This is a genomic window from Pseudomonas sp. 15C (assembly GCF_055484735.1).
On record NZ_JBUDGD010000018.1, the window covers coordinates 41448 to 59709 of the forward strand.

16 protein-coding genes are annotated in these 18262 nt (G+C 61.6%); 10 read left to right on the forward strand and 6 right to left on the reverse strand.

Features of this window, described 5'->3' with window-relative positions; translation table 11 throughout:
* Positions 1-137: 137 nt before the first annotated feature.
* The 3 genes from ACYYKW_RS12170 to ACYYKW_RS12180 form a co-directional block, all read right to left on the reverse strand.
* Positions 138-1718: an aldehyde dehydrogenase (NADP(+)) gene (locus tag ACYYKW_RS12170; RefSeq protein ID WP_464990229.1), complete on the reverse strand. Its 1581-nt coding sequence runs from the start codon at positions 1716-1718 to the stop codon at positions 138-140.
* 9 nt (positions 1719-1727) lie between these two features.
* A complete protein-coding gene (gene araD1 / locus ACYYKW_RS12175) occupies positions 1728-2720 on the reverse strand; it encodes an AraD1 family protein (RefSeq protein ID WP_090282937.1) in 993 nt (330 codons plus the stop codon).
* A 159-nt stretch (positions 2721-2879) separates the two neighbouring features.
* Positions 2880-4202 carry an MFS transporter gene (locus tag ACYYKW_RS12180; protein WP_093102195.1) on the reverse strand — a complete coding sequence of 441 codons (1323 nt, stop codon included), beginning with the start codon at positions 4200-4202 and terminating at the stop codon, positions 2880-2882.
* A gap of 194 nt (positions 4203-4396) precedes the next feature.
* On the opposite strand from ACYYKW_RS12180, the gene ACYYKW_RS12185 reads away from it, so the two are divergent.
* Positions 4397-6133, forward strand: coding sequence for an IlvD/Edd family dehydratase (locus ACYYKW_RS12185; RefSeq protein WP_090282935.1), 1737 nt, complete (start codon positions 4397-4399; stop codon positions 6131-6133).
* 198 nt (positions 6134-6331) lie between these two features.
* Positions 6332-7051, forward strand: a complete 720-nt coding sequence (locus tag ACYYKW_RS12190; RefSeq protein ID WP_336354600.1) for a FadR/GntR family transcriptional regulator — start codon at positions 6332-6334, stop codon at positions 7049-7051.
* Positions 7052-7234: 183 nt separating this feature from the next.
* On the opposite strand, the gene ACYYKW_RS12195 is transcribed toward ACYYKW_RS12190, so the two are convergent.
* Both ACYYKW_RS12195 and ACYYKW_RS12200 read right to left on the reverse strand, forming a co-directional pair.
* Positions 7235-9619 carry an efflux RND transporter permease subunit gene (locus tag ACYYKW_RS12195; protein ID WP_464990230.1) on the reverse strand — a complete coding sequence of 795 codons (2385 nt, stop codon included), beginning with the start codon at positions 9617-9619 and terminating at the stop codon, positions 7235-7237.
* Complete coding sequence (locus ACYYKW_RS12200; protein ID WP_464990231.1) at positions 9616-10659, reverse strand: WD40/YVTN/BNR-like repeat-containing protein; 1044 nt, start codon at positions 10657-10659, stop codon at positions 9616-9618. Before ACYYKW_RS12200 ends, ACYYKW_RS12195 begins: the two co-directional genes overlap by 4 nt.
* Before the next feature lie 437 nt (positions 10660-11096).
* On the opposite strand from ACYYKW_RS12200, the gene ACYYKW_RS12205 reads away from it, so the two are divergent.
* The 7 genes from ACYYKW_RS12205 to ACYYKW_RS12235 all read left to right on the forward strand — a co-directional run bounded on the left by ACYYKW_RS12205 (position 11097) and on the right by ACYYKW_RS12235 (position 16425).
* Positions 11097-11687 (forward strand): amino acid synthesis family protein, encoded by a 591-nt coding sequence (locus ACYYKW_RS12205; protein ID WP_007917992.1) that lies wholly within the window; start codon positions 11097-11099, stop codon positions 11685-11687.
* 31 nt (positions 11688-11718) lie between these two features.
* Entirely contained in the window at positions 11719-12552 is an 834-nt protein-coding gene (locus ACYYKW_RS12210; RefSeq protein ID WP_093102207.1) for an alpha/beta fold hydrolase, read from the forward strand.
* Positions 12549-14030, forward strand: coding sequence for an aldehyde dehydrogenase (locus ACYYKW_RS12215; RefSeq protein WP_464990232.1), 1482 nt, complete (start codon positions 12549-12551; stop codon positions 14028-14030). Before ACYYKW_RS12210 ends, ACYYKW_RS12215 begins: the two co-directional genes overlap by 4 nt.
* A gap of 12 nt (positions 14031-14042) precedes the next feature.
* Positions 14043-14528 (forward strand): flavin reductase family protein, encoded by a 486-nt coding sequence (locus tag ACYYKW_RS12220; RefSeq protein ID WP_336354596.1) that lies wholly within the window; start codon positions 14043-14045, stop codon positions 14526-14528.
* Positions 14529-14659: 131 nt separating this feature from the next.
* Entirely contained in the window at positions 14660-15049 is a 390-nt protein-coding gene (locus ACYYKW_RS12225) for a carboxymuconolactone decarboxylase family protein (RefSeq protein ID WP_090282929.1), read from the forward strand.
* 58 nt (positions 15050-15107) lie between these two features.
* Positions 15108-15860: a GntR family transcriptional regulator gene (locus tag ACYYKW_RS12230; RefSeq protein ID WP_090282928.1), complete on the forward strand. Its 753-nt coding sequence runs from the start codon at positions 15108-15110 to the stop codon at positions 15858-15860.
* Position 15861: 1 nt separating this feature from the next.
* Positions 15862-16425: an NUDIX hydrolase gene (locus ACYYKW_RS12235; RefSeq protein ID WP_464990233.1), complete on the forward strand. Its 564-nt coding sequence runs from the start codon at positions 15862-15864 to the stop codon at positions 16423-16425.
* Between the two features lie 123 nt (positions 16426-16548).
* On the opposite strand, the gene ACYYKW_RS12240 is transcribed toward ACYYKW_RS12235, so the two are convergent.
* The gene (locus ACYYKW_RS12240; RefSeq protein ID WP_464990234.1) at positions 16549-16845 is read right to left on the reverse strand and encodes a DUF1330 domain-containing protein; all 297 of its coding nucleotides are present in this window, start codon (positions 16843-16845) and stop codon (positions 16549-16551) included.
* A gap of 68 nt (positions 16846-16913) precedes the next feature.
* Here ACYYKW_RS12240 and ribBA point away from each other — a divergent pair, with 68 nt between their 5' ends.
* Entirely contained in the window at positions 16914-18023 is a 1110-nt protein-coding gene (gene ribBA / locus ACYYKW_RS12245; RefSeq protein WP_336354593.1) for a bifunctional 3,4-dihydroxy-2-butanone-4-phosphate synthase/GTP cyclohydrolase II, read from the forward strand.
* Positions 18024-18262 lie beyond the last annotated feature (239 nt).

Genomic DNA, 18262 nt, shown 5'->3' on the forward strand with positions numbered 1-18262 from the left:
ATGATAGCTTAATGTCGCGCCGTCCCCTTGCAGGAGTGAGCCTGCTCGCGATTGCGTCGTATCAGCCGACATCTTGATTGACTGACTCACCGCTATCGCGAGCAGGCTCACTCCTACATGGGGATCATGGGTGGGTTTTAGATCGCGTCACGCGATGGCTTGCCATCCACCAGACGCTGAATGCGCAACGGGTTGGCGTTCTTCAGCGGCTCGGGCAGCAAGCTGTCCGGGTAGTTCTGGAAGCACACCGGGCGCAGGAAACGGTCGATCGCCAGCGTGCCCACCGAGGTGCCGCGCGCATCGGACGTCGCCGGATAAGGCCCGCCGTGGACCATCGAATCACACACCTCAACACCGGTCGGGTAGCCGTTGAGCAGGATGCGCCCGACTTTCTGTTCGAGCAGCGGCGTCAGTTCGGCGAACTGTTCGAAGTCCGCCGGCTCGCCGATGATCGTCGCGGTCAATTGGCCGTGCAGGCCGTGCAGCGCAGCGCTGAGTTGCGCCTGATCGGCCACTTCAACGACTACCGTGGTCGGGCCGAACACTTCTTCCTGCAGCACTTCATCGCCGTTGATCAACAGGCTGACATCCGCCTTGAACAGCTGCGGTTGCGCCTGATTGCCCTGCTGTGAATTACCGGCCAGATGCTCGATGCCGCTATGTGCCAGTAGCTTTTCCAGGCCTTTGCCATAGCTGCCGAGGGTGCCGGCGTTGAGCATGGTTTGCGCCGGCTGATCGCCGATCGCTGCAGCGACCTGCTGCACAAAGGCGCTGAACTGCGGCGAGCGGATGCCGATGACCAGACCCGGGTTGGTGCAGAACTGTCCGCAGCCCTGCACCACCGAAGCCGTGAGATCGCGGGCGACGGTTTCCGAACGCGTCGCCAGCGCTTGCGGCAGCACGATCACCGGGTTGATGCTCGACATTTCGGCGAACACCGGAATCGGCTGCGGACGCGCCGCAGCCATATCGCACAGCGCGCGGCCGCCCTTGAGCGAACCGGTGAAACCGACGGCCTGAATCGCCGGGTGCTTGACCAGCCACTCGCCGACGCCACCGCCGTAGATCATGTTGAACACGCCGGCAGGCATGCCGGTTTTTTCCGCTGCGCGAATGATCGCGTCGGCGACCAGCTCAGCGGTGGCCATGTGGCCGCTGTGGGCCTTGAATACCACCGGGCAACCGGCGGCCAGCGCCGCTGCGGTGTCGCCGCCGGCAGTGGAGAACGCCAGCGGGAAGTTGCTCGCGCCGAATACGGCGACCGGGCCGAGGCCGATGCGATATTGACGCAGGTCCGGGCGTGGCAATGGCTGCCGATCGGGCAACGCCTGATCGATGCGTGCGCCATAAAAGTCGCCGCGACGCAGGACCTTGGCAAACAGACGCATCTGCCCACTGGTGCGACCGCGTTCGCCCTGAATGCGCCCGGCCGGCAGTGCGGTTTCGCGACAGACCACGGCGACGAAGTCATCGCCGAGGGCGTCCAGCTCATCGGCAATCGCGTCGAGAAACTGTGCGCGGCGTTCAGCGCTGAGGCTGCGATAGGCCGGGTGTGCGGCGGCGGCTGCCTTGGCGGCGGCGTCGACCTCTTCAGCGGTGGCCTGGATGAAGTTGTGCGGCAGTGCTTCGCCGGTGCTGGCGTCGACCGATTGCAGTTTGACGCTGCCAGCGGCACTGCGCTGACCGCCAATGTAGTTGTGACCGAGAATCTGAGTCATGGGATCTCCTTAAAGGGTGCCGATGCTGTCGGGGGCAAACACTGCGTCGATCGGCACGATACCATTGACCAGCGGTGCGCCGAACTCAGCCTGACTGATTTCAAACACGTCGCCCGGTTGGGTGCGAATGCCGTCGGCGAACGACAGCGTCGCGGTGCCGAAGAAATGAATGTGCACGTCGCCCGGACGCAGGAACTGCCGGTATTTGAAGTGGTGGTATTCGAGATTCGCAAGGCTGTGGCACATGTTGGCCTCGCCGCTGAGGAATTCGTTCTGCCACAGCACTTCGCCGTCACGCAGGATGCGACTGGCACCTGCAAGGTGTTGAGGCAATTCACCGGTGCGAAGTTCCGGACCATAACTGCAACTGCGCAATTTCGAATGCGCCAGGTACAGATAATTCTTGCGCTCCATGACGTGATCGGAGAACTCGTTGCCCACCGCAAAGCCGAGGCGATAGGGCTTGCCGTCGTGACCGATGACGTAAAGGCCGGCCATTTCCGGCTCCTCGCCGGCGTCTTCAGCGAATGGTGGCAGCGGGAATGGCTGGCCCGGGCGCACGACGATGCTGCCGTCACCTTTGTAGAACCACTCCGGTTGCACACCGGCCTGCCCCGCCGCCGGTTTGCCGCCCTCCAGACCCCATTTGAAAATGCGCATGGTGTCGGTCATGGCCGCTTCGTCACCGGCCTGCTGGTGCATTTTGTCCCGCGCCGAGGCGCTGCCCAGATGAGTCAGGCCGGTGCCGCTGACCAGCATGTGCGCCGGGTCCGGGTGATCGAGTGGCGGCAGGATGCGCAGTTCGGCGAGCAGTTCGGGGTAATCGTGATCGGCGCCGAAGCCCAGGGTTTGTACGTGCTGCTCCAGCGTGTTGCGCGCCTCGATGGCAGCCAGCGCCAGATCGCGCACGCTGCGCGCGCCCTGCACTTCACGGACCTGACCGTTGTCGACCACGCCGACGCGGCGCTCGCCGTTGGTTAATTCGAATTGCACCAGATGCATACGTTCTCTCCTTTAGTCAAAATTCCGCAACACTGCAAATCCCGGTGGGAGCTGGCTCGCCAGCGATAGCGATCTGTCAGACACATCAATGTCGGATAGGCCGACGTCATCGCTGGCAAGCCAGCTCCCACAGGGTCGGTGGTAAATCATCGTCCGGGGTCAGGTACGGGTCGCACCGCGGGCACTGGCAGCAAACTGCTCAACCGGCAGCACATGCTTACGCTCCAGCACGCGATAAACGATGCCGGTCAGAATCAGCCCGAACACCATCACCCCAGAAAGGAAGTACAGCCCCGAAGCCAGATTGCCGGTGTATTCCTTCAGCGCGCCGATCACGAACGGCCCGATGTACCCGCCCAGGTTGCCCACCGAGTTGATCAGCGCGATCCCCGCCGCTGCGCTCGCGCCGGCAAAGAAACGCCCCGGCAAGGTCCAGAACACCGCCGTGCAGGAAAACAACGCAAACGCCACCAGACACAGCGCCGCCAGTTGTGCCACAGGCATCGATAGCCACGCACTCATGAACAAACCGATAGCGCCCAGCACATACAAAACAGCGAGGTGCCCGTAGCGATCATTCAAGCGGTCGGAACTGCGCGGAATGATCAGCAGGCCGATGATCCCGAAGATGTACGGCACGGAGGACACGAAACCGGTGACCAGGTCGCTGCCGCCAAACTGCTTGATCAGCGTCGGCAGCCACAGGCCGAGGCCGTAAATGCTCAGCGTCACTGGCAGGTAGAACAGCGCCAGCAGCAACACGCGTTTGTCCTTCAGCGCATGCAGCGGATTGCCGTGACGGGTCTGGCCGTATTCCTGCAGATCCTTTTTCAGTTCGCCGGTCAGCCAGTCTTTTTCCGCCTGATCCATCCATTTCACTTGCTGCGGGCCGTCAGGCAGCCAGCGCAGTACCGGCCAGGTCAGCAGGATCGCCGGAGTACCGATGACGATGAACAGCCACTGCCAGCCGTGCAGACCGAGGATGCCGTCCATGCCTAGCAAACCGCCGGACACGGGACCGGTGATCATCATCGCGATCGGTTGCGAGAGGATGAACAGGCCGAGGATCTTGCCGCGATGGCGCACCGGGAACCATTGGGTGATGTAGTACAGCACGCCAGGAAAGAAGCCTGCTTCGGCCGCGCCGAGCAGAAAGCGCATCACATAGAAGCTGTGCGGGCCCTGAACGAAGGCCATGCCGATGGTGATGGCGCCCCAGGTGATCATGATCCGCGCAAACCAGCGCCGCGCGCCAAAGCGTTCGAGCATCAGGTTGCTGGGGATTTCAAGCAGGAAGTAACCAATGAAGAACAGCCCGGCGCCCAGGCCATAGGCCGCGTCGCCAATGCCGATGTCGGCGCCCATGTGCAGCTTGGCGAAGCCGACGGCGGAGCGATCCACATAGGCGATCAGGTACAGCAGGATCAGGAAGGGAATCAGTTTCAGTGTGATGCGCCGGATAAGCCGCAATTCCTGGCTCATGAGATCGGTCTCCGATTGTTGTTTTTATAGAACCTCGGGGGACGCCTCTCGCTGCACAGCCGCCAGGGCCATCCCTCCGTCGAAAACGACTATATAGTAATACTAATTACGCAACAACACTTCCAAAGCGGCGAATTTGCGCTTATGTTAGGCCATCGCTGGAACACTATAGTCATACAATAAGAGAATCGATCATGGCTGATAAGAAACCCACCCTGCGCTCCGCCCAATGGTTTGGCACGGCCGACAAGAACGGCTTCATGTACCGCAGTTGGATGAAGAATCAGGGCATCGCCGACCATCAGTTTCACGGCAAGCCGATCATCGGCATCTGCAACACCTGGTCGGAGCTGACGCCGTGCAACGCGCATTTCCGCCAGATCGCCGAGCACGTCAAACGCGGCGTGATCGAAGCCGGTGGTTTTCCAGTGGAATTTCCAGTGTTCTCCAACGGCGAATCGAACCTGCGCCCGACCGCCATGCTCACCCGCAACCTGGCGAGCATGGACGTTGAGGAAGCGATTCGTGGCAACCCGATCGACGGCGTGGTGCTGCTGACCGGCTGCGACAAGACCACCCCGGCGCTGCTGATGGGCGCGGCCAGTTGCGACGTGCCGGCGATCGTTGTCACCGGCGGGCCGATGCTCAACGGCAAGCACAAGGGCAAGGACATCGGCTCGGGCACGGTGGTCTGGCAGCTCAGCGAACAGGTCAAGGCCGGCACCATCACCATCGACGATTTCCTCGCGGCCGAAGGCGGCATGTCGCGCTCGGCGGGCACCTGCAACACCATGGGCACCGCCTCGACCATGGCCTGCATGGCCGAAGCACTGGGCACTTCCCTACCCCATAACGCAGCGATCCCGGCGGTGGATGCGCGCCGTTACGTGCTGGCGCACATGTCCGGCATGCGTGCGGTGGAAATGGTGCGCGAAGACCTGAAACTGTCGAAGATCCTCACCAAGGAAGCCTTCGAAAACGCCATTCGCGTCAACGCCGCCATCGGTGGTTCGACCAACGCTGTAATTCACTTGAAAGCCATTGCCGGGCGCATCGGCGTCGAACTTGATCTGGACGACTGGACGCGCATCGGTCGCGGCATGCCGACCATCGTCGACCTGCAGCCTTCCGGCCGCTTCCTGATGGAAGAGTTCTACTACGCCGGCGGCTTGCCAGCGGTGCTGCGTCGCCTCGGCGAAGCCAATCTGATCCCGAATCCGAACGCGCTGACCGTCAACGGCAAATCGATCGGCGAGAACACCAAAGACGCGCCGATTTATGGCGAAGACGAAGTGATCCGCACGCTGGACAATCCGATCCGCGCCGACGGCGGTATCTGCGTACTGCGCGGCAACCTCGCGCCACTGGGTGCGGTGCTCAAGCCGTCCGCCGCCACCGCTGAACTGATGCAGCATCGCGGCCGCGCCGTGGTCTTCGAGAACTTCGACATGTACAAAGCGCGGATCAACGATCCGGAGCTGGACGTCGACAAGGATTCGATTCTGGTCATGAAGAACTGCGGGCCGAAGGGTTATCCGGGCATGGCCGAAGTCGGCAACATGGGCTTGCCGGCCAAACTGCTGGCGCAGGGTGTGACCGACATGGTGCGCATTTCTGATGCGCGGATGAGCGGCACCGCTTACGGCACGGTGGTCTTGCACGTCGCGCCGGAAGCGGCGGCCGGCGGGCCTCTGGCGACGGTGAAGGAAGGCGACTGGATCGAACTCGACTGCGCCAGCGGGCGTCTGCACCTGGACATTTCCGATGCCGAACTGGCCGCGCGCATGGCCGACCTGCAGCCACCACAGCAATTGCTGGTGGGCGGTTATCGTCAGCTGTACATCGACCATGTGCTGCAAGCGGATCAGGGTTGCGACTTCGACTTCCTGGTCGGCTGTCGTGGCGCCGAAGTACCGCGCCACTCGCACTAACAGCCCCACCGATCGTTCCCACGCTCCGCGTGGGAATGCCTCAAGGGACGCTCCGCGTTCCAGCTCGGAAATGGGACGTAGAGCGTCCCGGGCTGCATTCCCACGCGGAGCGTGGGAACGATCATTGCCCGACTCAAGATTGCGCCGTGCCTGCTATGATGCGCGGCATCTCCATCGCTCAGGATCGCGCCACTCCCCATGGATTACCGCAAACCCTCCGACCGTAAAAGCATGCACTCGCGCATCGTCCAGGAACTGGGCATGCAGATCGTCTCCGGACGCTTTTTGCCCGACGACAAACTGCCCGCCGAAGCCCTGCTCTGCGAGGAGTACGCGGTCAGCCGGCCGGTATTGCGCGAAGCCACGCGAGTGCTGGTGGCCAAGGGGCTGGTGTACTCCAAACCGCGCGTCGGAACGGTGGTCAAGGCGCGCCGCGAATGGCACATGCTCGACCCGGACGTGCTGCACTGGCTGATGCAAAGCAGCCCGCAGAATGAATTCTTCAACGTCCTGACCAGCGTGCGCAGCATCATCGAACCCGCCGCTGCCGCCCTCGCCGCCCAGCACGCCACGGATGCCGACATCGCCGCCATCAATGAAGCGTATCAACGCATGGAAGCGGCGCCGACGCCGGAAGCCTTGTTGCAGCCAGACCTGGATTTCCACAGCCGGATCGCCGATGCCACGCACAATGATTTGCTGGCGAATCTGTGCAACATGCTCGCGGTGGCGATTGCCGAGGCGTTGAAGCATTCCAATCAGCGGCCGAATCTGCATGAGTTAGCGTTGCCTCGGCACAAAGCAATTCTCACAGCGATTGAAAATCGCGACGCCCTCGGCGCCCGGCATGCGACGCTGGTGCAGCTGGATGATGCGCGGAGTGCGTTGAGTGTTGTGCTCGGCACCGAACTCTCCTGACACACCATAAATCCCCTGTAGGAGTGAGCCTGCTCGCGATAGCGGTGTATCAGTTGACCATTTACCGCCTGACACACCGCTATCGCGAGCAGGCTCACTCCTACATTTGATCTGCGTGGAATCCGGGACATAAAAAAGCCGCAACCCCTAAAGGTTGCGGCTTAGTCATTTCAGCCACTCAGATCAATGGGCAAACAACGAATTCCCCTTCTGCCCCGCCAGCTTCTCCGGCTTGATCAGGAACTTCGCCAGCGCCGGCAGCAGCCACAGCGCACCAAACATGTTCCACAACAACATGAAGGTCAGCATCAGGCCCATGTCGGCCTGGAACTTGATCGCCGAGAAGATCCAGGTGCACACGCCAATCGCCAGGCACAGGCCGGTGAACAGCACCGCTTTACCGGTCGACTTCAGGGTCTGGTAATAGGCTTCCTGCAACGGCAGGCCGGCACGCAGGAAACTTTCCAAACGGCTGTAGATGTAGATGCCGTAGTCGACACCAATCCCCACGCCCAGCGCCACCACTGGCAACGTCGCGACTTTGACGCCGATGCCCATGAACGCCATCAGCGCGTTGCCAAGGACCGAGGTCAGCACCAGCGGCAGGACGATGCACAGGGTTGCCGCCCACGAGCGGAAGGTGATCATGCACATCACCGCCACGCAGATGTACACCAGAATCAGGATCGTCAGCTCGGCCTGTTTGATGACTTCGTTGGTGGCCGCTTCGATCCCGGCGTTACCGGCGGCGAGGATGAATTCGAGGCCGTCCTTGTTGTTTTCCTTGGCGAATTCCTGCACCGCGTTCACCGCACGATCGAGGGTTTCAGCCTTGTGATCGTTGAGGAACACCAGCACCGGCGCCAGTGAGCAACTGTTGTTGTAGAGGCCGTCGGCGCGGGCGATCGAGTTGTTCAGCACGTCCGGGTTGCGCGACAGGGTTTCCCATTTCAGGTTGCCCTCGTTCATGCCCTTGATCATCTGCTTGGACACGGTCACCAGCGAAATCGCCGACTGCACGCCCTCGGTGTTCTGCATCTTCCACATCAACTGATCGATCGGCGCCATGGCTTCGTAGCGCGAGCAGCCTTCGGCCTTGGTCTTGACCATCACCACCAGCACGTCGGAACTGGTCGAGTAGTTGCTGATGATGAAGTTGTTGTCCTTGTTGTAGCGCGAGTCCGGGCGCAGTTCCGGCGCACCCTGGTCGAGGTCGCCGATCTTCAGGTTCTGGCTGTACCAGAGGCCGCCGCCGAAAGCGATCAGCGCCAGCACCACCGAGATGCGCGCAACTTTCGGATTGGCGAAGTTCGACAGCAGGCGCCAGAACGGGTGTTCGCGGTTCGCGTCTTTCTTGCTCTTGGCGATTGCACGCTTGCTGATGCCGACATAGGAAATCGCCACCGGCAGCAGGATCAGGTTGGTGAAGACAATCACTGCCACGCCGATGGACGCACCGATCGCCAGTTCACGGATCACGCCGATGTCGATGATCAGCAAGGTAATGAAACCCACCGCGTCGGCGAGAATCGCGATCATCCCCGGCAGGAACAACTGCCGGAACGTGCGCCGTGCGGCAGTCAGCGCGTTGTCGGCCTCGCTGGATTGCAGGGCGATACCGTTGATCTTCTGTACGCCGTGAGAAATGCCGATGGCGAAGATCAGGAACGGCACCAGCATCGAATACGGATCGAGGCCGAAGCCGAAGAAGTGCATCAAGCCAAGCTGCCAGACCACCGCTACCAGCGTCGTGCTCAGCACTGCGATGGTGCTGCGCACGCAGTTGGTGAACCACAGCAGCAGGATCAAGGTGATGACGAAGGCGACGCCGAAGAACAGCACCACCATCACCAGGCCATCGATCAGGTCGCCGACCTTCTTGGCGAAACCGACGATGTGGATCTTGACGTTGGGGTTCTGTGCTTCGAACTTGTTGCGGATCTTGTCTTCGAGTTCATGGGAAAACTGGCGGTAGTCCAGCGCCAGCAACTTGCCCTGGTCCTGCGGGTCGGGATACGACTCGAGCAGCGGGATGTCGACGATGCTCGACTTGAAATCGTTGGCCACCAGGCGCCCGACCTGGCCGGACTTGAGCACGTTGTTGCGCAGCAGATCGAGGCTGTCCTGCGAGCCGTTGTAGCTCTGCGGGATCACTTCACCACCGGCGAAGCCCTCTTCGGTCACTTCGGTCCAGCGCACGCTCGGGCTCCACAGCGACTTCAACCCGGAGCGGTCGACGCCGGAGATGTAGAACACCTCGTCGTTGATCTGCCGCAGGGTCTCCATGTACTCCTTGGAGAAGATGTCACCGTCAGTCGCTTCCACCGAAATACGCACGGTGTTGCCGAGGTTCGCCAGATCGTTGCGGTGCTCCATCATCTTCTCGATGAAGGGATGCTGCAGCGGGATCATCTTTTCGAAACTGGTCGACGGCCGGATCAGCGTGGCCTGCCAGAACAGGAAAATGCTCACCACCAGACAGATCAGAATCACGGCCGGGCGGTTATTGAAAATCAGGCGCTCGAGAACCGTCGCCTTTTCCTGCTGGGGAGTGATCAAGGAAGTCATAGGCCCGCCTTCTTGTTATTGGTCTCGGCACCGTTTGGCTGGGTGAGGTGCACCCCGCCCTGCCCGCTCAGTATCAGATTGCCGTCGCTGGTCGCGGCGACCGACGACAGCGAAATGCGATCCGGGCGGTTGAACACGCTGAAGGTCTCGCCGTTATCGCTGCTGCTGATCACCGAACCGCCGTTGCCGACGATGACGATCGAGCCGTCTTCAAGCAGCGTGCCGCCGGACAGGCCGAACTCCAGCGCACCGCGCGCGGCTTTCAGCTCGACCTGCTCCCAGTTGCTGCCGAAATCGGTGGAGCGGTAGAGGTTGCCGCGCAAGCCGTAGGCCAGCAAGGTCTGCGCTTGTGCCGTGCCGATCACGCCAAACAGCGAACCTTCGTACGGGCCTTCGAGTTTCTCCCAGGTCTGGCCGTCATCGGCGGAGCGGAACATGCTGCCCGACTCGCCGACGATAAACAGCCCGGCGTCCTTTACGGCGGCGATGGCGTTGAGGTGGAACTGGTCTTCGTTGTCGAGGCGGTCGCTGACGTCTTGCCAGTCCTTGCCGCCGTCGGTGGTTTCCAGCAGCGTGCCGTACGCGCCCACGGCAAAGCCGCTGTTGGCGTCCTTGAACCAGACGTCGAGCAGCGGCGATTCACGTTTGAGGTCTTCGAATTGCCTGGTCCAGGTCAGACCGCCGTCTGCACTGGCGAGGATCTGCGCGTCATGGCCGACCGCCCAGCCGTGCTTGTCGTCGACAAAATACACTGCGGTGAGCAGTTGCCGGGTCGGCACTTTGGCCTGGGTCCAGGTCTTGCCCTGGTCATCGGAATAGAGAATGTGCCCACGGTCACCGACCGCGACCAGGCGCGTGCCGGCATGGACCACATCGAGAATCAGGCTTTTCGCGGCCTTCGCCGATTCGGTGGCATACACCCCATCGGCAGGTGCCTCGGCGGCGATGACTGGCGCCGACAGTGTGGCAAAACCCAGCAGAGAGAGTGCTGTGACCAGCAACGCGGTGTTGCGCAACGCCGGCGGGCGGCAACGACTCATAGACCTTCCCCTATTTATTATTGTTGGGCCATCAGGCCTTCAAGGGCGCCGCAAGGGTGCTGCGATGATGGCCGATCAGAAGCATCGTCCTGAAACACGCCATCCAGAGCCCCTTCGGAAGCTGGCTCATCCTATCGGGCTTTCGAAACGTCTGACAATCGGCGCCACGTTATCTTTTGTTAACCGCATCGCCGACGCATTCCCCCCTGTAGGAGTGAGCCTGCTCGCGATGGCGGTGTGTCAGTTAGCAAATCACTGGCTGACACTGCTATCGCGAGCAGGCTCACTCCTACAGGGGCCGGTGGTGGTTTAGGGATTTGAATACATGACCATTCGCCGGGGTGATGCGGCAAAAGTGCGCGAGGGGACTTGCACGATTGGTATTATGGTATACCATCAGACGCACAGACACTCTCAATCCCCCTACGGAGCAGCTCATGAGTTTCGAAATCCGCAAGATCGTCAGCTATGTCGAAGAAACCTTTATCGAAGGCGGCAAAGCCACCGACAAGCCTGTAACCATGGTTGGCCTCGCCGTGGTGATGAAGAACCCTTGGGTGGGCAACGGTTTCGTTGAAGACCTCAAGCCGCAGATCCGCGCCAACTGCTCCGATCTCGGCGCGCTGATGGTCGAGCGTCTGGTCGGCATCATCGGCGGTGCGGAGAAGATCGAGGCTTACGGCAAAGCCGCAGTAGTCGGTGCTGACGGCGAGATCGAACACGCCTCCGCGGTGATCCACACCCTGCGCTTCGGCAACCACTACCGCGAAGCGGTCAACGCCAAGAGCTACCTGAGCTTCACCAACAAGCGCGGTGGCCCGGGCACCTCGATCCAGATCCCGATGATGCACAAGGACGACGAAGGTCAGCGTTCGCACTACATCACCCTGGAAATGCAGATCGAAGACGCCCCGCGTGCTGACGAAATCGTCGTGGTGCTGGGTTGTGCCGACGGTGGTCGCCTGCATCCGCGCATCGGCAACCGCTACATCGATCTGGAAGAACTGGCCGCCGAAAAAGCCCAGTAATCACAATAAAAAGGCATTGCAGGAGCGCTCCATGATTCGGCTCACCGCTGAACTCACCCCGGCTGGCACCAGTTACCTGGCGACCGGCCAAGGCCAGCCCGTGGTTTTGATCCACGGCGTGGGCCTGAACAAAGAAATGTGGGGCGGCCAGATCGTTGGCCTGTCCAGCGACTATCAGGTGATCGCCTACGACATGCTCGGCCACGGCGCCAGTCCGCGACCGGCCAGCGGCACCGACCTGCTCGGTTACGCCGATCAGTTGCTCGAGTTGCTCGATCACCTGAACCTGCCGCAGGCCGCGGTGATCGGCTTCTCCATGGGTGGCCTGGTCGCGCGGGCGTTTGCCCTGCACTATCCGCAGCGCCTGCAAAGCCTGGTGGTGCTCAACAGCGTGTTCAACCGCAGCGAAGAGCAGCGTGCCGGCGTCATCGCGCGTACCGCGCAGGCCGCTGAACACGGTCCGGACGCCAACGCCGAAGCGGCGCTGTCACGCTGGTTCAGCCGTGAATATCAGGCGGCCAACCCGGCGCAGATCGCCGCGCTGCGCCAGACTCTGGCCAACAACGACCCGCAGGGTTACCTGACCACCTACGAACTGTTCGCCACCCAGGACATGTACCGCGCCGACGACCTCGGCACGATCACCGCACCGACCTTGATCGCCACTGGCGAACTTGATCCGGGTTCGACCCCGGAAATGGCCGAGCAACTGGCCCGGCGCATCCCCGGTGCGAAGGTTGCCGTGCTCCCCGAGCAACGGCATATGATGCCGGTAGAGTCGCCGCGCCTGGTCAACCAGACCTTGCTGCAGTTTCTCCAATTCGCACACTCCCGACAAAACCATATAAAGGGGATCGTTGCATGACACTCGCACGCTTCCAGATGTGCATCGGCGGAGAATGGGTCGACGCCCTCTCCGGCAAGACTTTCGAAAGCCTCAACCCGGCGTCGGCGCAAGCCTGGGCCCAACTGCCCGATGCCGATGAAGCCGACGTCGAACGCGCCGTGCAAGCCGCGCAAACCGCGTTCGACAGCCCGGCCTGGCGTGGCCTGACCGCCACCGCACGGGGCAAGCTGTTGCGCCGTCTCGGCGACCTGATCGCCGAAAACAAGGAGCAACTGGCGCAGCTGGAAAGCCGCGACAACGGCAAGCTGATCCGCGAAACCCGTGGTCAGGTTGGCTATCTGCCGGAGTTCTTCCACTACACCGCAGGCCTGGCCGACAAGCTTGAAGGCGGCACGCTGCCGCTGGACAAGCCCGACCTGTTTGCCTACACCGTGCACGAAGCCATGGGCGTAGTCGCGGCGATCATTCCCTGGAACAGCCCGCTCTACCTGACCGCAATCAAACTGGCCCCGGCCCTCGCCGCCGGCAACACCATTGTGATCAAGCCGTCCGAGCATGCCTCGGCAACGATCCTGGAGCTGGCGCGGCTGGCCCTCGAAGCCGGGATTCCGCCGGGCGTGGTCAACGTCGTCACCGGTTACGGCCCGAGCACCGGCGCCGCCCTCACCCGCCATCCGCTGATCCGCAAGATCGCCTTCACCGGCGGCGCGGCGACGGCACGGCATGTGGTGCGCAGCAGCGCCGAGAACTTCGCCAGGCTGTCGCTGGAACTGGGCGGCAAGTCGCCAAACATCATCTTCGCCGACGCCGATCTGGACAGCGCGATCAACGGCGCGATTGCCGGGATCTACGCCGCATCCGGGCAGAGTTGCGTATCCGGTTCGCGCTTGCTGGTGCAGGACGAAATCTACGACGAGTTCGTCAATCGCCTGGTCGAGCGTGCCCAGAGCATTCGCATCGGCAACCCGCAGGAAGACCACAGCGAGATGGGCCCGATGGCCACCGCGCAGCAACTGGCAGTGGTCGAAGGCCTGGTCGCTGATGCCATCGCCGAAGGCGCGCGGTTGCGCACTGGCGGCAAGCGTCCGACGGATGTAGGCGAAGGCTGGTTCTACGAGCCGACGCTGTTCGAGTGCGACCGCAACTCGATGAAGATCATGCAGGAAGAAGTCTTTGGCCCGGTCGCTTCGGTAATCCGCTTCAAGGATGAAGCCGAAGCGCTGGCGATCGCCAACGACTCGCAGTTCGGCCTTGCCGCCGGCATCTGGACCCGCGATCTGGGCCGCGCCCATCGTCTGGCGCGCGATGTGCGCTCGGGCATCATCTGGGTCAACACCTACCGCGCGGTGTCGGCGATGGCGCCGATCGGCGGCTTCAAGAACAGTGGCTATGGACGCGAAAGCGGCATCGATTCGGTGCTGGCCTACACCGAACTGAAAACGGTGTGGATCAACCTTTCTCAGGCGCCAATGCCTGATCCGTTTGTGATGCGCTAGGAGTCCTGCGAAATGATCGAACCCGGCATTTACAAAGACGTCATGAGCTCGTTCCCGTCCGGCGTCACGGTGGTCACGACGCTGGACCCGGACGGCGGCATCGTCGGCATCACCGCCAGCGCGTTCAGTGCACTGTCGATCGACCCGGCACTGGTGCTGTTCTGCCCCAACTACGCCTCCGACACCTATCCGGTGCTGCGCGACAGCAAGAAGTTCGCCATTCACTTGCTCTCTGCCGAACAAACCGCCGAAGCCTATGCGTTCGCCGGCAAGGGCAAGGACAAGGCCAAAGACATTGAGTGGCACCTGAGCGATCTGGGCAATCCGATCCTCGCCAGGGCCACGGCGATCATCGAGTGCGAGTTGTGGCGGGAATACGATGGCGGTGACCACGCAATCATCGTCGGCGCAGTGAAGCACCTGATCCTGCCCGAGCAACCGGTGACGCCGATGATTTACCACAAGGGCAAGCTCGGCCCCCTGCCGACCCTGGTTTGAGCTAACAACGCAAAACCCTGTGGGAGCTGGCTTGCCAGCGATGGCGTCAGGTCAGTCAATATTGATTTCGACTGTGACGCCGTCATCGCTGGCAAGCCAGCTCCGACAGGGATTGAGGTGAGGCAAAGAATATGAGTAACGAAAAGTACCAAAAAGGCCTGCAAATCCGCACCCAGGTATTGGGCGAAGCCTACGTGCAGCGCTCGATCGACAACGCCGATGACTTCACCCGGCCGCTGCAGGAAATGGTCACCGAATACTGCTGGGGCCATGTCTGGGGACGTGAGGGGTTGTCGCTCAAGGAGCGCAGCATGATCAACCTGGCGATGATCTCGGCGCTCAACCGCCCGCACGAACTCAAGCTGCATGTGCGTGGCGCCTTGCGTAACGGCCTGAGTCGTGAGCAAATACGCGAAATTCTGCTTCAGGTCGGCATTTATTGCGGCGTTCCGGCGGCCGTGGACAGTTTCCGGCTGGCCCGTGAAGCCTTTGCCGAAGCCGACGCCGAGGCCTCCAGTTAACCCCTCGGCTGTTTAGATGCCCGTCTGGCATGGACAGCCAAGCTCAAGAGCGGACCCCATGAAACGCCAGCCACTCGACGACAGCTTCAAGGTCAATCGCAACCCCGTTACCCTGCGCGAAATCGTGCTGGACAAACTGCGTAGCGCGATCATGAATTTCCAGCTCATGCCGGGCGATCGTCTGGTCGAACGCGACCTGTGTGATCGCCTCGGCGTCAGCCGCACATCGGTGCGCGAAGCGCTGCGGCATCTCGAATCCGAAGGTCTGGTCGAATTCGCCGACGCCAAGGGCCCGCGCGTGGCGATCATCACGCTCGCCGATGCCGTCGATATCTACGAACTGCGCTGCGTGCTCGAAGGCCTGATCGTTCAGCTGTTCACCCTGCGCGCCAAGGCCAAGGACATCAAAGCCCTGGAAAAAGCCCTCGACGACAACCGCAAGGCGTTGAAGGACGGCGAGCTGCAACAGGTGATCGACTCGGTACAGGGCTTCTACGACGTGCTGCTCGAAGGCTCGGGCAACCACGTCGCCGCCACCCAATTGCGCCAGTTGCAGGCGCGCATCAGCTACTTGCGCGCGACCTCGGTGTCGCAGGAAAACCGTCGCGGCGCAAGTAACCACGAGATGGAAAAAATGGTCGCGGCGATCAAGAGCGGCGATCCGCTGGCGGCGCATCAGGCCTGTGTCGATCACGTCCGCGCGGCGGCTGCCGTGGCCCTCGACTACCTCAAGCGCAAGCAGGAAGAGACTGGCGCGACGCCGGCGATCACCTTGCCGATCGCGCTGAAAGAACCGCGTATAGGTCACTGATATGTTCAGCCCGAGCTATTGCCCGAAATGCGGTGGCCCTGACCTCGGTCAGCAGATACCGGCGGGCGATACGCACGAGCGCCTGACGTGCCGCGGCTGCGGCTACATCCACTACGTCAATCCGAAGATCATCGCCGGCTGCATCATTGAGCAGGACGGCAAATATCTCTTGTGCCAACGGGCGATCCCGCCGCGCCCGGGCACCTGGACGCTGCCCGCCGGTTTCATGGAAAGCGGCGAAACCACCGAGCAGGCGGCGTTGCGCGAAGTCTGGGAAGAAAGCGGCGTGCGCGCCGAGATCGTCTCGCCGTATTCGATTTTCAGCGTGCCGAAGATCAGCGAGGTGTACATCATCTTCCGCGCCATCGCCCTGGAAATTACCGGGCAATACGGGCCGGAGACGCTGGACTACAAGTTCTTTGCCCCTGAAGACATCCCGTGGGAACAGATCTACTACCCGGCGATCCGGCAGATTCTCGAGCGCTATATCGAAGAGCGCCAGGCGGGGGTCTACGGGATTTACATGGGCAATGACGACAGCGGCAAAATTCACTTCATGCGCTGATAACGTTGCGCTTTTTTGTAGGAGTGAGCCTGCTCGCGATAGCGGAGTATCAGTCGACATCTTCATCAACTGACAGACCGCTATCGCGAGCAGGCTCACTCCTACAGAGGGTGGTGGTGCTGCCTAGAGCGGGGCAAAGGCCTCAACGATAATGATCTCCGCCCTCGCCCAGTCCTCGCGATAGCTTCTCGCTTCCTGATACGCCGCCGAGCGATAGCACGCCACGGCTTTCTCATAGCTCTCAAACTCGATGATCACCGTGCGTTGCGGCGTTTCGCGCCCTTCCATCGCCTCGCTGCGTCCGCCTCTGGCGAGAAATACGCCACCGTACGCGGCAATCGCCTGCGGCGTGCGCTGGGTGTATTGGCTGTAGTGTTCGGCATCGGCTATATCCACATGAGCAATCCAGTACGCCTTCATAGTGACCTCTTTGTTAATTTTGTATTATGGTATACCAATATATTTCCAACGAACCCTGAGAGTCCAGCATGGCCTTCAACAGCATCGAAGAAATCATCGACGATTATCGCCTCGGCAAAATGGTTTTGCTGGTCGATGACGAAGACCGCGAGAACGAAGGCGACCTGTTGCTGGCCGCCGACCGCTGCACGCCCGAGGCGATCAGCTTCATGGCCCGCGAAGCGCGCGGGCTGATCTGCCTGACCCTGACCGATGAACATTGCCAGCGTTTGGGCCTGGAGCAAATGGTCCCGAGCAACGGCAGCGTATTCAGCACCGCGTTCACCGTATCGATTGAAGCAGCCGTCGGCGTAACTACCGGGATTTCCGCAGCCGATCGCGCCTGCACCGTCGCCGCCGCCGTGGCGCCAAATGCCCGTGCCGAGGATCTGGTGCAGCCCGGCCATATCTTCCCGCTGCGCGCCAAGGAAGGTGGCGTGCTGACCCGCGCCGGCCACACCGAAGCCGGCTGTGACCTGGCGCGGCTGGCCGGTTTCACCCCGGCCTCGGTGATCGTCGAGGTGATGAACGACGACGGCACCATGGCCCGGCGCCCGGATCTGGAACTGTTCGCACGCAAGCACGGGATCAAGATCGGCACCATCGCCGACCTGATCCACTATCGCCTGAGCACCGAACACACCATCGAACGCATCGGTGAACGTGAGCTGCCGACGGTACACGGCACCTTCCGCTTGATCACCTTTGAAGACCGCATCGAAGGCGGCGTGCACATGGCGATGGTCATGGGCGATCTGCGCCGTGACGAGCCGACGCTGGTGCGCGTGCATGTGATCGATCCACTGCGCGATCTGGTCGGTGCCGAGTACAGCGGGCCGAAGAACTGGACGCTGTGGGCGGCGCTGCAACGGGTCGCTGCCGAAGGTCACGGGGTGGTCGTGGTGCTGGCCAACCATGAATCGTCGCAGGCCTTGCTTGAGCGGGTGCCGCAACTGACCCAGCCACCGCGACAGTTCAGCCGCTCGCAGTCGCGGATTTATTCCGAGGTCGGGACCGGGGCGCAGATTTTGCAGAACCTTGGGGTTGGCAAGCTGCGGCATCTCGGCCCGCCGCTGAAGTATGCGGGGCTGACCGGGTATGACCTTGAGGTGGTCGAGAGCATCCCGTTCACTGAATAACCCGCGCCAAGCACAGATTCAATTGTAGGAGTGAGCCTGCTCGCGATAGCGGTGTATCAGTTGACGAAGATGTTGGCTGACACACCGCTATCGCGAGCAGGCTCACTCCTACAGGGTTTTGTATTTCAAATATTGATTTCCTGAGGCACAAAAAACGGCTTCGCCAGATAACCGGTAAGGCAAAGTGCTTGCACAAAGTTTGGAATACCATAATATGATATTCCATAGACCGGACACGC

Bases quoted from the DNA above. Each gene is read 5' to 3' on its own strand.
- ACYYKW_RS12180 (WP_093102195.1), bottom strand. From the start codon at position 4,202: ATGAGCCAGGAATTGCGGCTTATCCGGCGCATCACACTGAAACTGATT.
- ribBA (WP_336354593.1), top strand. From the start codon at position 16,914: ATGGCCTTCAACAGCATCGAAGAAATCATCGACGATTATCGCCTCGGC.
- ACYYKW_RS12185 (WP_090282935.1), top strand. From the start codon at position 4,397: ATGGCTGATAAGAAACCCACCCTGCGCTCCGCCCAATGGTTTGGCACG.
- ACYYKW_RS12240 (WP_464990234.1), bottom strand. From the start codon at position 16,845: ATGAAGGCGTACTGGATTGCTCATGTGGATATAGCCGATGCCGAACAC.
- ACYYKW_RS12220 (WP_336354596.1), top strand. From the start codon at position 14,043: ATGATCGAACCCGGCATTTACAAAGACGTCATGAGCTCGTTCCCGTCC.
- araD1 (WP_090282937.1), bottom strand. From the start codon at position 2,720: ATGCATCTGGTGCAATTCGAATTAACCAACGGCGAGCGCCGCGTCGGC.
- ACYYKW_RS12190 (WP_336354600.1), top strand. From the start codon at position 6,332: ATGGATTACCGCAAACCCTCCGACCGTAAAAGCATGCACTCGCGCATC.
- ACYYKW_RS12210 (WP_093102207.1), top strand. From the start codon at position 11,719: ATGATTCGGCTCACCGCTGAACTCACCCCGGCTGGCACCAGTTACCTG.
- ACYYKW_RS12170 (WP_464990229.1), bottom strand. From the start codon at position 1,718: ATGACTCAGATTCTCGGTCACAACTACATTGGCGGTCAGCGCAGTGCC.
- ACYYKW_RS12235 (WP_464990233.1), top strand. From the start codon at position 15,862: ATGTTCAGCCCGAGCTATTGCCCGAAATGCGGTGGCCCTGACCTCGGT.
- ACYYKW_RS12215 (WP_464990232.1), top strand. From the start codon at position 12,549: ATGACACTCGCACGCTTCCAGATGTGCATCGGCGGAGAATGGGTCGAC.
- ACYYKW_RS12225 (WP_090282929.1), top strand. From the start codon at position 14,660: ATGAGTAACGAAAAGTACCAAAAAGGCCTGCAAATCCGCACCCAGGTA.
- ACYYKW_RS12230 (WP_090282928.1), top strand. From the start codon at position 15,108: ATGAAACGCCAGCCACTCGACGACAGCTTCAAGGTCAATCGCAACCCC.
- ACYYKW_RS12205 (WP_007917992.1), top strand. From the start codon at position 11,097: ATGAGTTTCGAAATCCGCAAGATCGTCAGCTATGTCGAAGAAACCTTT.
- ACYYKW_RS12200 (WP_464990231.1), bottom strand. From the start codon at position 10,659: ATGAGTCGTTGCCGCCCGCCGGCGTTGCGCAACACCGCGTTGCTGGTC.
- ACYYKW_RS12195 (WP_464990230.1), bottom strand. From the start codon at position 9,619: ATGACTTCCTTGATCACTCCCCAGCAGGAAAAGGCGACGGTTCTCGAG.